This is a genomic window from Moorena sp. SIO1G6, from assembly GCF_010672795.1.
Taxonomy (GTDB): domain Bacteria; phylum Cyanobacteriota; class Cyanobacteriia; order Cyanobacteriales; family Coleofasciculaceae; genus Moorena; species Moorena producens.
This window is the reverse complement of record NZ_JAAHFZ010000094.1, coordinates 1-13,871: the sequence shown is the minus strand read 5'-3', so window position 1 is coordinate 13,871 and position 13,871 is coordinate 1. Positions and strand designations below refer to the sequence as shown.

Annotated in this window: 12 protein-coding genes and 2 pseudogenes; 8 read left to right on the top strand and 6 right to left on the bottom strand. The window is 43.5% G+C overall.

Annotated features, from left to right (window positions below; all coding sequences use genetic code 11):
* From F6K63_RS34875 to F6K63_RS34865, 3 genes and pseudogenes are all read left to right on the top strand, one after another.
* A pseudogene (locus F6K63_RS34875) lies at positions 1 to 236 on the top strand (hypothetical protein); the annotation flags it as partial.
* Between the two features lie 5 nt (positions 237 to 241).
* The gene (locus F6K63_RS34870; protein WP_287267921.1) at positions 242 to 1,516 is read left to right on the top strand and encodes a cation:proton antiporter; all 1,275 of its coding nucleotides are present in this window, start codon (positions 242 to 244) and stop codon (positions 1,514 to 1,516) included.
* Positions 1,517 to 1,669: 153 nt separating this feature from the next.
* Positions 1,670 to 1,792 carry a hypothetical protein gene (locus tag F6K63_RS34865; protein ID WP_287252835.1) on the top strand — a complete coding sequence of 41 codons (123 nt, stop codon included), beginning with the start codon at positions 1,670 to 1,672 and terminating at the stop codon, positions 1,790 to 1,792.
* Positions 1,793 to 2,093: 301 nt separating this feature from the next.
* Here F6K63_RS34865 and F6K63_RS34860 read toward each other — a convergent pair whose 3' ends face one another.
* From F6K63_RS34860 to F6K63_RS38155, 3 genes and pseudogenes are all read right to left on the bottom strand, one after another.
* Positions 2,094 to 4,235 carry a DUF8508 domain-containing protein gene (locus F6K63_RS34860; RefSeq protein WP_287314670.1) on the bottom strand — a complete coding sequence of 714 codons (2,142 nt, stop codon included), beginning with the start codon at positions 4,233 to 4,235 and terminating at the stop codon, positions 2,094 to 2,096.
* An 838-nt stretch (positions 4,236 to 5,073) separates the two neighbouring features.
* Entirely contained in the window at positions 5,074 to 5,298 is a 225-nt protein-coding gene (locus F6K63_RS34855) for a hypothetical protein (RefSeq protein WP_287314669.1), read from the bottom strand.
* Positions 5,299 to 6,280: 982 nt separating this feature from the next.
* Positions 6,281 to 6,924, bottom strand: a pseudogene (locus tag F6K63_RS38155) (hypothetical protein); the annotation flags it as partial.
* A 231-nt stretch (positions 6,925 to 7,155) separates the two neighbouring features.
* Between F6K63_RS38155 and dnaG the strand changes: the two are divergent.
* Complete coding sequence (dnaG, locus tag F6K63_RS34840) at positions 7,156 to 9,114, top strand: DNA primase (RefSeq protein ID WP_287314666.1); 1,959 nt, start codon at positions 7,156 to 7,158, stop codon at positions 9,112 to 9,114.
* 26 nt (positions 9,115 to 9,140) lie between these two features.
* Here the strand turns inward: dnaG and F6K63_RS34835 are convergent, their stop codons facing one another.
* Positions 9,141 to 9,995: an ion channel gene (locus F6K63_RS34835; protein WP_287267918.1), complete on the bottom strand. Its 855-nt coding sequence runs from the start codon at positions 9,993 to 9,995 to the stop codon at positions 9,141 to 9,143.
* 261 nt (positions 9,996 to 10,256) lie between these two features.
* Between F6K63_RS34835 and F6K63_RS34830 the strand changes: the two genes are divergently transcribed.
* Complete coding sequence (locus tag F6K63_RS34830) at positions 10,257 to 10,493, top strand: hypothetical protein (RefSeq protein ID WP_131827058.1); 237 nt, start codon at positions 10,257 to 10,259, stop codon at positions 10,491 to 10,493.
* A gap of 71 nt (positions 10,494 to 10,564) precedes the next feature.
* Here F6K63_RS34830 and F6K63_RS34825 read toward each other — a convergent pair whose 3' ends face one another.
* Positions 10,565 to 11,320 (bottom strand): hypothetical protein, encoded by a 756-nt coding sequence (locus F6K63_RS34825; protein ID WP_287254454.1) that lies wholly within the window; start codon positions 11,318 to 11,320, stop codon positions 10,565 to 10,567.
* Between the two features lie 144 nt (positions 11,321 to 11,464).
* Entirely contained in the window at positions 11,465 to 12,250 is a 786-nt protein-coding gene (locus tag F6K63_RS34820) for a hypothetical protein (protein ID WP_287314664.1), read from the bottom strand.
* A 455-nt stretch (positions 12,251 to 12,705) separates the two neighbouring features.
* Between F6K63_RS34820 and F6K63_RS34815 the strand changes: the two genes are divergently transcribed.
* The 3 genes from F6K63_RS34815 (at position 12,706) to F6K63_RS34805 (ending at position 13,706) form a co-directional block, all read left to right on the top strand.
* Positions 12,706 to 12,828 carry a hypothetical protein gene (locus F6K63_RS34815; protein WP_008187109.1) on the top strand — a complete coding sequence of 41 codons (123 nt, stop codon included), beginning with the start codon at positions 12,706 to 12,708 and terminating at the stop codon, positions 12,826 to 12,828.
* Between the two features lie 117 nt (positions 12,829 to 12,945).
* Positions 12,946 to 13,155, top strand: coding sequence for a hypothetical protein (locus F6K63_RS34810; protein ID WP_008187105.1), 210 nt, complete (start codon positions 12,946 to 12,948; stop codon positions 13,153 to 13,155).
* 26 nt (positions 13,156 to 13,181) lie between these two features.
* Positions 13,182 to 13,706 carry an ISAs1 family transposase gene (locus tag F6K63_RS34805; RefSeq protein ID WP_008187103.1) on the top strand — a complete coding sequence of 175 codons (525 nt, stop codon included), beginning with the start codon at positions 13,182 to 13,184 and terminating at the stop codon, positions 13,704 to 13,706.
* Positions 13,707 to 13,871: the final 165 nt, after the last annotated feature.

The window sequence follows — 13,871 nt, the reverse complement described above, 5'->3', positions numbered from 1 at the left end:
GCTATCAGCTATCAGCTATCAGCTATCAGCTATCAGCTATCAGCTATCAGCTATCAGCTATCAGCTATCAGCTATCAGCTATCAGCTATCAGCTATCAGCTATCAGCTATCAGCTATCAGCTATCAGTACTTTTCATAACTATCAGGTACACAGAATTTTTTTCCTATTCCCTGTTCCCTGTTCCCTGTTCCCTGTTCCCTTTGGTATAGCACTGACACACTCAGGATTTAGATAAATTCCATGAACACTGAACTATTTGCGATTATTGCTCTATTTATCCTCGGCTTTGGTTTAATTTCTGGGCGCATTGAGAAAAGTGTGATTACGCCACCGATGGCTTTTGTGATATTTGGAGTTTTATTGAGTCCGCAATTGTTGGGTTTATTGAATCTGGAGGTAGAGCATGAGCTTGTTCGGATAATTGCTGAATTTACGTTGATTCTGGTTTTGTTCACTGATGCTTCTCGGATTAATCTTAAACTGTTGCGTCGAGACTACAATTTACCGGTACGTCTGTTAGGTATTGGTCTACCGCTGACAATTATCCTAGGAACAATTTTGGCAGTACTGTTGCTTGGAGGTAGCTTAGAATTCTGGGAAGCAGCAGGGTTGGCAACAATTCTGGCTCCCACTGATGCTGCTTTAGGACAAGCGGTGGTCAGCAGTCCTCGTGTGCCAATTTGTATTCGTCAATCCCTCAATGTTGAAAGTGGTTTGAATGATGGTATTTGTTTACCGATTCTATTAATTTTCCTTTCCTTAGCTGGAACAATGGAAGGGACGGGAACAGCAAGCTTTTGGTTTCGCTTTGCTGCTATGCAAGTGATTCTCGGGCCAATCGTTGGGGTAGCAGTTGGCTATATTGGCGGTTGGTTGGTGTCACAGAGTGTTCGCCGCAAGTGGATTACTCATAGTTTTGAAGATTTATCGGTATTAGGACTCTCGTTATGCGCTTATGCGATCGCAGAATTAGTGGGGGGAAATGGTTTTATTGCGGCGTTTTGTGCTGGCTTAACCCTAGGGAATACGGCTCCATCAATTTGTGATTGTTTGTATGAGTTTGGAGAAGCAGAGGGACAGTTGCTGGTGCTGCTGATTTTTATGATTTATGGCTCAATGATGGTGTTTCCTGCTCTCGATAGCGTCAATTGGCAGATGGTATTGTACGCCATTGCTACTCTGACCATTGCTCGGATGGTAGGGGTTGCTATTAGCGTGATTGGGATGAAGTTGCGTTGGTATACTATCTTATTTCTGGGCTGGTTTGGACCGAGGGGAGTGGCTTCAATATTGTATGGTTTACTAATTTTAGAGGGGGATGGAATTCAGGGTAGTGAAGTGATGTTTAGCACTATGGTAGTAACTGTGTTGATTAGTGTGTTTGCTCATGGTTTAACGGCTTTTCCAGGAGCTAACTGGTATGGTAAGCGCATGGCCAGGTTTAAAGCTACCCATGAGATCCCAGAATTGATGCCACGGTCGGAAATGCCTGTTCGTTTGTCTTGGCGCAAATGATAGGTTTTAGGGAGTAGGGAGTAGGGAGTAGGGAGTCGGGAGTCGGCAATAGTTTTGGAGTTTTGCAAGAGGTCTTCTGAGCACACTACCAAATCGTAAGCATTCAGCCGTCAGCTGTCAGCCGTCAGCTTCCCATAACTCAAGATTAAACGAATGCTTACCTCTTTTATTGAAAAGCAGCGATTGCGCTACGGGCACCCTTGGCCTGTGGCCACGCTGCTTGAGGTGGGAACAGTAGCGTGGCACAGGCTTCGACCCATCGGACCTAACCCATAAGCTGATACGCGACACGCGCTATAGCTGAATGCTAACACCAAATCTAACAGTAGCGGGATTTATTGTAGCCCTTGATAAGCACCGAAAATCAGCTCAAAAATCTTAAACATTATTTGGAACAGGATAAAGATTATTCAACCAAATAACCTTGGCCTTTGGCCACGCTACGCGAACAACCTCCTAACCTTCAACCTGCTAACCTTTAACCTTGAAAACCTTCAAGCAACTCACCTTCAACCTCCCAACCTTCAACCTCCCAACCTTCAACAAACTAACCTTCAACAAACTAACCTTCAACCTTTTATATCACAAAATTACTAGAATCATGTAGCTCAACAACATCAACATTTTCCAGAAGGATAAATATCTGACTTCCATCTGAATTAGTATTTAAAAAAGGGAACGGAAATTCTTGTTTTAATTCCCTGAATACCCCTTGATAATTGCTGTCATCAGAGCCATCTTGGTCAAACAAAACAACAGCAAAATTATCCTGTAAAGCAAAACTCAGAAAGCCCCGATTAATCGCATCCTCATAATTAGCAACTGTAATTCCGTTATTATTAAATAACTCAGTAAGAACAATTTTGTCACTTCCCACTTCAAAGTCGGTGATCTGATCGCCAGCATCTCGGTGTGAGGTGTAGACAAACTGATCATTACCACCACCACCAGTGAGCAAATCTCGAGCTTGGAAACCAGTGATAATGTCATTGTTATCAGTACCAGTCAGCTGATCACTACCTGCGGTGCCATTGATAATAGTTGGCTCAGGTAAGGTAAAGCGAGCTAAAATTGGGTCATGGTCGCTAGCTTGGTCAGCAAACTCACTGTTGACGTGGACAATGTCATACTCAGCACCAGCATCAACTAGGTGATCACTGACCAAAATATGGTCAAGTGCCTGAGAGTTCCCTTCAAAAATAAATGTGTAACGCTCATCCTCTGGTAACGTTTCCGTCAGATTGGTCAGCACTGAATTGTGATATCCTTTTAGAGTTTCCAGTGGTTCTTCAAAATCAAACGTATTGAAGTCTCCCAGCACTAGGACATTGGCATCAGGGTCATTAGTCAGAATGGTATCGACAAAATCGTTAACGATTTGAGCTTGCTGATTCCGTTTCTGCTCCTGACCGTTTTGTGGTGGTTGATTCTCACCAAAGAGAGGGTCACTACCACCCTTGGAAGAAAAGTGATTATTAATAACAGAGATGGTTTCACCGTTAAACTCAAACTCCGTCAACAAAGACTTGCGGGTATTATCGAAAGCCGTCTCACCAACACCAATACGTTGAGCAGAATCAGTGTTGATGGTAACTCGGTTAGGGTTGTAGAGGTAACCGACGCGGATATTACCACCAGGTTGACCCCCATCCTGACGGTCCACAGGGGGGATATCAAAGAAGGAGTACTGAGGTCCACCAGCAGCAACTATGGCATTAATCAGAGTTTCGTAGGTTTCCCTAGCATCCACATTACCATTGTCTATAGTTCCGTTATTGTCTTGAACCTCTTGCAGAGCAATGATATCGGGGGATTGGAGATTATTGATCAGTTGAAATGCGATCGCATTAAATTTACCATCACCGATATCATCATCCCCATCTTGACTATTGGGGTCGAGGTTTTCGACATTGAAGCTAGCAATGGTAAGTTGATTGGCACTACTGACTAAATTCGTTATCTCTGGCGTTAGGTTACCTGATGTAGCACTAATTGGTTCAGTAGACTGGAGTTCAAAGTTACCGAAACTGTAGCTAAGTACCCCTGTTACAGTACCGAGCTGGTCACCGACATTAACTGTAGGAGAAATGCCATTGAATAGAGTGTCATCAATCTGAATTCGCTCTGGATTGAAGTCACCGTCACTAATGGTAATGCCACCACGATTATTAACACCAGTAGGATTGACATCACCTGGAACCGTCCAAATTTCACCAAACCTATTAGTGGGAGCAACCGCTACAGCATTATTGATTTGCACCCGCATCCCTTCTAGGCTTTCGTAAAAGTCAATGCTATCAGTAGCTTCATTGAAGTCAGTTAAACCATCATCATCAATAATTTCTGTAGGTACTGTACGGTCTTCACCGATAACCACCGCAGTAGGTAAAGGGTTGTTCGATGATAAGACCCTAATATTAGTCAGGTTAGTAATTTCAGTCAGGGTTAAGTCATCGGAACGGTTACTACGCCGAAATTCTTGGACATCACCACTCACTTGCACCTTGTCACGGATTCTGACCGTAGGAGTAGAATTAGTAAATACAAAAATTCCATCTGAGGTAGCATTATTATTATCTCCATAAGGGTCTTGTAGGTAGAAGCCGTTGCTCGCTACCCCAGTCACAATACCTGTAGTTGTGACAGACTGACCCACAAATGGTGAGATATGACCTTTACCTTGGATGTCGTATATGGGACGTATGATTAGATTTGTCATATACCTACGTTTCTCTTTAAAAATAACTATAGTAATCGGCTCTCCTAGACTGATTATAGTAAATTAGTAGTTTAAATGAGCTTAACCCCTTAAATAGCAAGGGATTCAATCAACTAAAAATACATTTTCTTGATGGAATAGCGAGTGGTTTGAAGTTACCGTAAGACAGGGGAGCCTTAATCAATAAGTTTTAATCATGCATCTGCATAGCCTACCAACCATAAAGGCTCCCCTGTCTAAGGTTTCGTCTCCGGGGTAAACCCCCAAGACCGCTTAGGTGCCCTTACAGTCGTCGAATTAAATTCGCCACGGGTCGCACCTCTGCATCGCTTTTATTAAAATTGCATTTTTAAATTACTCAAGAGCTTACTAAGCAAAAACTATGGCGATTATTTTGTACTAATTTATCCTAGCCACTCTAGGAGAGCCTAGTAATCCTATCTTATTCGTGAAATAAATGGGCTGCTTTCAGGCAGTATGCAGAAGGCATAAGGCAGATTTTAATGGAGAATGAGCTAGTTTTTCAGAAGTCCAGTTATTTTTAAAATGATTTAGGATTGCTATAGTCATATCAGGGTTTTGTATTGGTTTTAAAACCAACGAATATTTAGCTATTAGCTATCAGCGGTCAGCGGTAACATCAGCATTCATAGAATGTATGCAATCCCTGATTAATAAACAGAGTAGAGACTTTATCTAGTCTTATATATTCTGTAGAGACGTTATTCATAACATCTCTACAGAGGCTTTTTTTTTCGTGACCAATGCTTGTGTTAATTACTTATATTGTGTCGTGGATAGCAATTATCATAGCTATGAGGTACACAATTTCGGGATTTTAGGTAATAGGTAATCGGTAATCGGTAATCGGTAATCGGTAATCGGTAATCGGTAATCGGTAATCGGTAATCGGTAATCGGTAATCGGTAATCGGTAATCGGTAATCGGGATGCGCTGCATCAAAACAGGGAATCAACGTCAAAAAATACTGTACCTCATAACTGCGATAAACGCTAGAAATAGTAAGGAGCAAAAAATATCTAAAAATAAAGTAAGTATCCACTTATAATGGTACTTTAATTTTGTTAATATTTTGTGAACAATTTGGGGATTTACTAGATTTTTATTTATCTAGCAAAACTTTTAAAAAAAATTAATTTAATCAGGAAGAAATAGCAGTTGACAAGTTACCTTTAAATGGTTAAACAGATACACTCTAGCTGTAATAATTCAGCGATCAGCTTCTGAGCAGTCAGCTTTTATAGCGCTACGCGCAAGGGCATTGGCACCCACCCCTAACCCCCTCACAGGGGTAGGTTTTTAACAAAGACCTCAGGTGTGGGGTGTGGGTTGACCGGGTGTGGGGTGTGGGGGATAAGAAAGCGATGCGCCAGTTGGCCAGAATCTCTAAGATGTTGCCTCTTGACACTCCCCGGTCTAAAGACGCGGGGATTCCTAGATCTACGACCGGCCTTAAACCTCCGTATCCTTGCGGCAATACCTAAACCAATATCCCGTCAAGACCAAGATTCTAGTTCAGTTTACGAAAGACCCAGCGGGCTGGTCTCGCGATAGCGTTTAGTTACTTTTTGAGAAGTGCCTTATAAAGTCCCTTGCTTCCCTGTTTCACTTGGTTTCGGCGTGCCCCGCCGTACCATTTTTTTTCAAAGTGTTATCTTTCTTGCTGGGTTCACACACCAATTGTTAGTTGATGGTTGGGTTTTTAAGGAGGACTTTCCCTACCCTCCGGGCATTACTACTTTAAGGTCAATAAGTTACGGGTTTCTCTCCCGGCTCAGCCTCGGTTTTTCAGCCTGTACCCTATGCTTGAATTATACTATAGCGCTAAAGTATTGTCAACTCGGCGACTAAAGTCGCTGCGAGTCTTCATCCCGGAGACGAAACCTTAGAATAGGGCAGCCTTAATTATAAAGTTTTAACCCTTTTGCTCATAGCCGACCAACCGTAAAGGCTGCCCTATTCTTGCGGTAACTTCTGACCCGGTTTAAAAACGCGGGGCTTTCGACTTGCGCGTCCCCTAGTAAAGGGTGTCCGACCGTTAGTGCTACCAACTCATTAATGGCTTGGGTTTGAGTGCGATTGCGCTACGCGCACGCTACGCGATCGCGTCCCAAAACTCTCAACCAGAGGGTTTCTTCTGTAACCGGTAGCTGGTTAATGGCCACCAGGGCTGTGTTGAACAACTCAGGCAAAAAATAGACTCCCTCAATCCAATTACCGGAATCATTAAGTTTGGCAGCAAAACCATTCAACAGCTTGGTTGAACAGTAAGGAGACAGAATCCATAAACAGGTCAAGTCGGTTTCACTGACAGAATTTTTCTTAGGTGCGCTTGACCTTGGCGAATTAAATTCGCCACGGGTCGCACCTCTCGTCGTGCCTGGCGCTGCAGCTCACCATACAGGGCAAACAACTTTAGCAGACAATTACGCACCGCCATGATCCCTGTGGCATTGCGGAACGGTTCCAATAAACAGGCAGTTGATGCCATCTGACCGAGCAATCCTAAAACCTGGGGTGGTGTGGATGTCGAAGGTGCTGGTAGAAACCAAATATCGACTTGACGAACTTCACTGGTTACTTCCCGGCTGATTTGCACCTGACCATGAGGTGTTAGCAACTCCGTGAGATACTGTTTCGCAAATTGGTCGTGTGGCTGTCGGGTCATTAATCCTAATTCTTTGGGGGTAGTGTTAGTAGCCTTTCACCGATCAACTGGCTAAAAACAGATCCCATGGATCTTGACTTTTTGACCAAGATCTGAAACAGCATCTTGTGTCAAGTCTTGCCCACAGTCGTCATACTGCAATGGCACTAAACCTCAGGCATGTTTTTTAGGGTTTGAGTATGGTGGGACAATAAAGAACACCCTGACCGATTGTAACCACGTAATCCAGCAATGAACATTCCACGGCTACACCCAAACACTATTGAAGCAGTTAAGGAACGGTCTGACATTGTGGATGTGATCTCGGAGCATGTGGTATTGCGTAAGCGTGGCAGAGACCATGTCGGTCTCTGTCCCTTCCATGAGGAAAAAACTCCCAGTTTCACTGTCAGTCCCTCTAAACAACTCTATTACTGCTTCGGCTGCCAAGCTGGAGGGAATGCGATTAAATTCCTGATGGAGATTGGCAAGCACTCCTTCTCGGATGTGGTGCTGGATTTGGCACAGCGCTACCAGGTGCCAGTCCAAACCCTGCAACCGGAACAGCGGGAGCAATTACAACGGCAACTTTCTCTACAAGAGCAACTCTACGAGATTCTGGCCTTAGCCACAGCTTTCTATCAACATGCCCTCAGACAACCCCAAGGACAGCAGGCCCTAGAGTACTTGCGCGGTCAAAGGGGTCTGAGTGAGGAAACCATCATTACTTTCGAGCTAGGGTATGCTCCAGCTAGTTGGCAAACCATCTACCGTTATCTGGTGGAACACAAACGGAAGCCAGTTAAGCTAGTTGAGCAAGCGGGATTGATTAAGCCTAGGGACAATGGTGGGTATTATGATCGCTTTCGCGATCGCATTATGATTCCGATCCACGACACCCAAGGTCGAGTAATTGGCTTTGGTGCTAGAAGTCTCGGGGATGAGCAACCGAAATACCTCAACTCTCCAGAAACTCCCCTGTTTGATAAAAGTAAAACCCTCTTTGCCCTAGATAAAGCTCGTAATTCCATTACCAAGCAAGACCAAGCTGTAGTGGTGGAAGGATATTTTGATGCGATCGCACTCCATGCTACAGGAATTACTAATATAGTCGCCTCCCTTGGTACCGCTTTTAGTTTAGATCAAGTCCGGCAACTATCGCGCTATACTGAATCGAAGCAAATTGTGCTCAACTTTGATGCGGATGCTGCTGGTACCACTGCTGCCCAAAGAGCTATTGGAGAAATTGCTAACCTAGCTTACCAAGGGCTTGTCCAGCTACGGGTACTCAACCTACCTGATGGCAAAGATGCCGATGAATTCCTAAAATCTGCTCCTGACGCTACGGAACAATACCGACAACTGTTGCTCAATGCTCCCTTGTGGCTGGATTGGCAGATTAATCAACTCCTGATTGGCAAAGACCTCCAACAAGCCGATCAATTTCAGCAAGTCGCCCAAGCTATGGTTAAGTTACTCAAGCAACTGGAGGACATTAATCAGCTCACTTATTATATTAACTACTGTGCTCAAATTCTCAGTCAAGGACAAGGGAAACTAGTATCTCTATACATCGAAAATTTCCAAACTCAACTCCAAAAACCCCTGAGAGCTGCCTTTAAGAAATCCCCACCTCGGTTAAAGAAAACCAAACAACAGGGTAATCAAGACTCAAACCTACCTGTTGGTAAAGAACGTACCCTTTTAGAACGAGCCGAAGCCTTACTATTACGGATTTATTTACATTGTCCGGAGTATCGACAAACAATTATTGATACTCTAGACCAGGGAGATTTACTGTTTAGTCTTTCTCATCATCGATTCTTGTGGCAACAAATTATTGAACTGCAAGGGATAGGGACACAATTTTACACTACCACCCCTGAACAGCTAATCTCCCGTTTACAAGACCGGAGTTTACAATTTCCTAGGGAAATGACTCAAGTCGCCCATCTATTTCATCTTGACGAAACCTGTACAGAAGATATTTTGCGAGCCCCGATGGTAATACAGGCAGCAGCAGCTTCTCTAGAAATAGTAGCCTTGGAAAAACATCGGCGCTATTGTTTAGAGCAATGGCAAAAAATTGACCTTAGTAATGATTGGCAACGTAAGCAATACTATTGGCAGGAATGTCAAGAAGCTAATCGCAGGCTGATCGAGTTAGAGAAGATACGTCAGGTTGGTATTTCAGAGCTATTAATTATGTAGCAGTTCTAAAACCCTATAAATTTCTATTACTTAATATCATGAAAGTGGCTATAATCAATAATTCTACTGCCGTCTGATTTCCTATGAAACATATCGACAAAACGCCTATCCCACAAAATTTCTGATGCGGTGTAGGAGTGACGAGCGTGAATAGTCTGGGAAACCGTTTCATCAATACCGACTAGGGTGATAATAAGTGTAGCTTCCATTTCAGCGAGAGACTCTGGTGTTTCCCCATATAACGGACTACTTTGATCAATCGGATGCATCACTGTCCAAGTTAGACCAAAGCTAGGGGTTTGGCTACGCAACAGTTTCATGTCGTAGAATCGACGCATGGATTCCCCTTCTAAGGTCACTTCATAGCGCAGCAAACTTACCCTGAGCTGAGCTTCCAGAATCCGATTATCCCGTTCATTGGCCGTGCGAAACATGAGGGTAGTTACCCCATTATGGCGCGCAATCACTGCCCTACGACTGAAGATGACTCTGGCAGTAGGGCGAGAGAAGCGGGCAAACATTAGTCCGGTTGCCATGGCTAGGGCCATCAAACCTACTAGAGCTTCTATGGTAACGATGATATTAGCATAGGAGGTCACGGGATACATGGCACCATAACCAATGGATGCCATGGTCTGAACACTAAAGAAAAAGACATCTAAGAAAGCACCTGGACGGGCGTTTTCAATACAATTGCCTCCCGCTAGGTACAATAGGGCAAAGACGATGTTTATGGTTAAATAACAAACCGCAATTAGCCCGAAAAATATGGGCCAATTAACGGTCAGCATTATATGATAAGGGTCACGCCAATGGTTATGGGATGACCCTTTGATAATTACGTCTAATTGTCTAGGTCTAGTCCGTTTAGCGATGCGCATCTTAGTTAGTTTAAACTTGTTAATTGCAATTTAAATTGGTTATTTTACCGTAAGCTCTTAGCTATCAGCCTGTCGCGTATCAGCTATCAGCTATCAGCCTATGGTCACGCTAGGATAACAGCTTTTGAATAAAATCAGCTGACGGCTGAAGGCTGAAGGCTGAAGGCTGAAGGCTGACCGCTGAGTGCTGACTGTTTACTATTTTTTAAAATATTTATCGATTGATTAGTGTTTTATTAGGGTCTAGTAGGGAGTAGCCTGGTGGTGCGTTACGGGACGGACTGTTCAAGGCGCAAAGAGGCGGAAAATCAGAGGCTTTCCGTCCCGATGCTGCTGGCGAAATATTTCGCGAACTTACCAAGAAGCCCGATCAGCCCTCACCCCCAGCCCCTCTCCCAACCTTGGGAGAGGGGAGCAGATTACGGCAGAATAAGGGTTTCACGAATTCGCCAGCAGCGTCCGTCCCTAACGCACCATCTGGTCAAACGGCAAAAATGAGATGCACCCAAAGCGTTCGCTTAGCGGCTCTTTAGAGCATCGCATTTTTCCTTTAGATTTCCCCATCTGATTTATTCAGTTACTTGACCACGAACTAATGCCCATCCTGTGGTGACCTGACCGTAAGCCCAAGTAGCGTAGGGAGCAATACATAACTTAATTAACCAGGGTATCACCATGATTGCGCTAAATATCATCAGCCCCAATACCTTGCTCCCGATTTTATGAATTCCGTTCACCAACTCCTGCACCCCTGCTACAATTTTTTGGGAATCTTCTCTAAGGGAATCGAGGTTAGGAATACCGCTGACAATAGTATTAAAAACCCTAAGTATTTCCAAATTATCCTTTAAAACTGCCTTGACCTGTTGCAAACCAACCACTGGTACTTCAAACCCAGGAATAGTAGGCATAGCCACTGAAACCTCTTTCATTTCGATATTCACCTTAGGCGGAAATCCACCCCCCAAGTTGACATCTGGTTTCACCGGAAGATTAACATCTGGTATGCCAAGATCAGGCAAACTCACTCCTGTAGGAATCTGTTCAACTATCTCGAATGCTTCTTGCACTTCTGCGTTTATTGTTTTGATCGGTTCTATGATAGAAGCAATTTCCTCTTTGGCTTTTTGAGTACTTTCCTTCACTTCCACTAGAGTGTTATTGATTTCCACTAAAGGGCCAGTAACCAGACTCTTGATGTCATTTAAAATTGTTAAAAAAGTAATCAAAAATACCACTACTATGATAATCGGGATTAAGGCATAGATAATCATGACTATACCATTAAGTCGTTGCCTTAAACCACTGCTTTGATCAACTCTCATCGTCTTACCTCTATTATAGCGTTTATCGCAGTTATGAGGTACGGTTTTAAACCTCAAAGTCCCCCTTATTAAGGGGGATTTAGGGGGATCACTTTGTACCTTATGGGATATATAATTGCTATATCTTACCTGCTCCGAAGCTCCCTATTGAGATACTCCCCTGATTAATTGCCATCCAGCAGTTAGCTGAGGGGAAGCCCACTTGATGTATTTCACAACCAACCAGGGTAATGAAAGTAGCACAGTCCCTGCCAACAGGATGATCATAACCAATAGATTACGGCAAATTTTTTGAATGATTACTAGTAAGCCCTGCTCCCCAACAATTAGTCTTTGGTAATGGTCTCTAATCACTTCAATATTGGGAAGAATACCAATAACTTTATTTAAAGTGCCAATAATTTCAACATTCTGAGTTAAAAGGGCTTTCGTTTCTTTTAGTCCTGATACACTAACCTTCACCCCAGGAATATCAGGTAAAGCAACAGGTACCTTTTCAATCTCAACTCGCACCTTAGGAATCTTAAGAATAGGTTCTTTAGGAATCTTGGGAATATCAAATACGAACACAACTGGCTTGTTTAACTCCCTGCTGCTCAATTTAACTTTTGGTTTAATCGGCAGTTCAGCATCAGGAATCGGAATAGTCGGAAGCTCTATTTCTTCAGGAATACTATCAATTGTTTCGACCGTTTTAGCCAGTTTTTTATCTAGATCACCAATCGGTGCTATGGCACTACCAATAACATTTCCCGTTTGCTCGAATTTGCCACTGATAGTCACCAGAGCGCTATCGATTTCTTGTACTGGTCCACCCACAAGACTGTTGATATCCAGCACAATCGTGGCTAAGGTTAGAATAACTACTAATAGGTAAATAACTGGTATCAGGGCTTGGATAATCAACCCTATACCTCGAATTCTAGCCATGGTGAAAGTTAGCAGTGATTACACTAACTTTCACTTTAGTACAGCTAGCTCAATAGTTGCCGAACCACAAGCTTAGCTAAGCATTCAGCGGTGAGCCGTCAGCCGTCAGCCGTCAGCCATTCGCGTAGCCTGGCCAAAGGCTGACGGCCTGTTGCTGTACAAAATCGTGGGTTTTAGGGAGCAGGGAGCAGGTAAGAGGAACCCACCCCTAGGGCGTGTCTTCAAACTCGGAGATCCCCCTAAATCCCCCTTAAAAAAGCAGGGCTAATTCATTGTGATCACAGAAAATTAGAGTAGCCAGAAACTAGTGTAAACTATCAAAGTGAACTCAATATGGAACTCTCGTTCCTCTCCCTGATGAAAACTAATCTGATCGAAGCGTTAGCCCAGCTCCCAGATTTTCGTGCTCCCAGAGGAAAACGCGGTTAATTTGGCTGTTGGTGATTATGGCAACGATGAGCGATTGCTATGGTTATCGAGCCTTGGAAGATTTTGCTCGTCGTCATCACCAAGCCTTGCTCGAAAACTTAGATTTACCACCAATGGGTTTTCCTATTACTCGACTTTTCGGAGAGTAATGATGAGTATTGATTTTACTCAATTAGCCCAAGTTTTGACCAACTGGATTAGGGATGGTGTGCCTACCCAAGAGGGTGATTGGTGCTTGAGTTGATGGCAAAAGTATCAAAGGGACAGTGAATAATTATGCTCAAGCTTATCAAGACTTCGTTTCGGTAGTTTCTGTTTTCAGTAGTCGCTGTGGAGTAGCCCTAGCCCTAGAACAATTTCGTAATAAAAAAAGTAGTGAAATTGACGTTGTGCCGTTGCTTTTAGCCAATTTAGGGATAGAAGGAGTAATATTGAGCTTTGAGGCTTTACACTGTCAAAAAAAACTGTCAAACTAATTGTCGAAAGTGGAAACGACTATGTAATGGCTGTGAAAGGTAATCCCAAAAATCTCTACAAACAAATCAAACTCAACACTCAAAAAACTCAACCCATAAGTGTTGACATAAGCCGGGAAAAAAGAAGTGACCGTCTCACCACATTAACTGTATCTGTTTTTGATGACATCATATGCATAAGTGACGAGTGGCAAGGTCTAGCTAGTCTTGTCAAACTAGAACGCATCGGTACAAGAGCAGGTAAGCCCTACCAACAACTCGCTTATTATATTAGTAGTAAATGTCTCGATGCCGCACAATTTGCCCAAGGCATTCGTGGTGATTGGGGAATTGAAAATCGTTTACATTGGGTTAAGGACGTGGTACTTGATCAGGATAGTTCCAGGATACAATTTGGTAATGCTCCTGGCAATCTCTCAATGTACCGTAGTTTAGTCATCGCTATCTTACGCTACCACGGTTATTCTTCTATCACCACGGCACTCCGGTCGATTGCTGATGATATAGAGAAGATTTTGCGGTTGATTGGAACCCAAAAGGTCGTGTCGTAGCCATTTGACGGTGTGCCAAAGCAATCGCTGTCTCACTCATAAGCTATGACTTATAGGTTCGCTCCCTAGAACCGGTGCAGGTTTTTAGCGATTGAGTGCTCACCAACCATTGACTGACAACGACATTTCCCAAATCCTGTTACCTAACCCCCCTGATCCGCATAA

Excerpts from the sequence above, each read along its gene's own strand:
- F6K63_RS34870 (WP_287267921.1), top strand. The coding sequence starts at position 242 with ATGAACACTGAACTATTTGCGATTATTGCTCTATTTATCCTCGGCTTT.
- F6K63_RS34865 (WP_287252835.1), top strand. The coding sequence starts at position 1,670 with ATGCTTACCTCTTTTATTGAAAAGCAGCGATTGCGCTACGGGCACCCT.
- F6K63_RS34860 (WP_287314670.1), bottom strand. The coding sequence starts at position 4,235 with ATGACAAATCTAATCATACGTCCCATATACGACATCCAAGGTAAAGGT.
- dnaG (WP_287314666.1), top strand. The coding sequence starts at position 7,156 with ATGAACATTCCACGGCTACACCCAAACACTATTGAAGCAGTTAAGGAA.
- F6K63_RS34835 (WP_287267918.1), bottom strand. The coding sequence starts at position 9,995 with ATGCGCATCGCTAAACGGACTAGACCTAGACAATTAGACGTAATTATC.
- F6K63_RS34825 (WP_287254454.1), bottom strand. The coding sequence starts at position 11,320 with ATGAGAGTTGATCAAAGCAGTGGTTTAAGGCAACGACTTAATGGTATA.
- F6K63_RS34820 (WP_287314664.1), bottom strand. The coding sequence starts at position 12,250 with ATGGCTAGAATTCGAGGTATAGGGTTGATTATCCAAGCCCTGATACCA.
- F6K63_RS34815 (WP_008187109.1), top strand. The coding sequence starts at position 12,706 with ATGAGCGATTGCTATGGTTATCGAGCCTTGGAAGATTTTGCTCGTCGT.
- F6K63_RS34805 (WP_008187103.1), top strand. The coding sequence starts at position 13,182 with ATGGCTGTGAAAGGTAATCCCAAAAATCTCTACAAACAAATCAAACTC.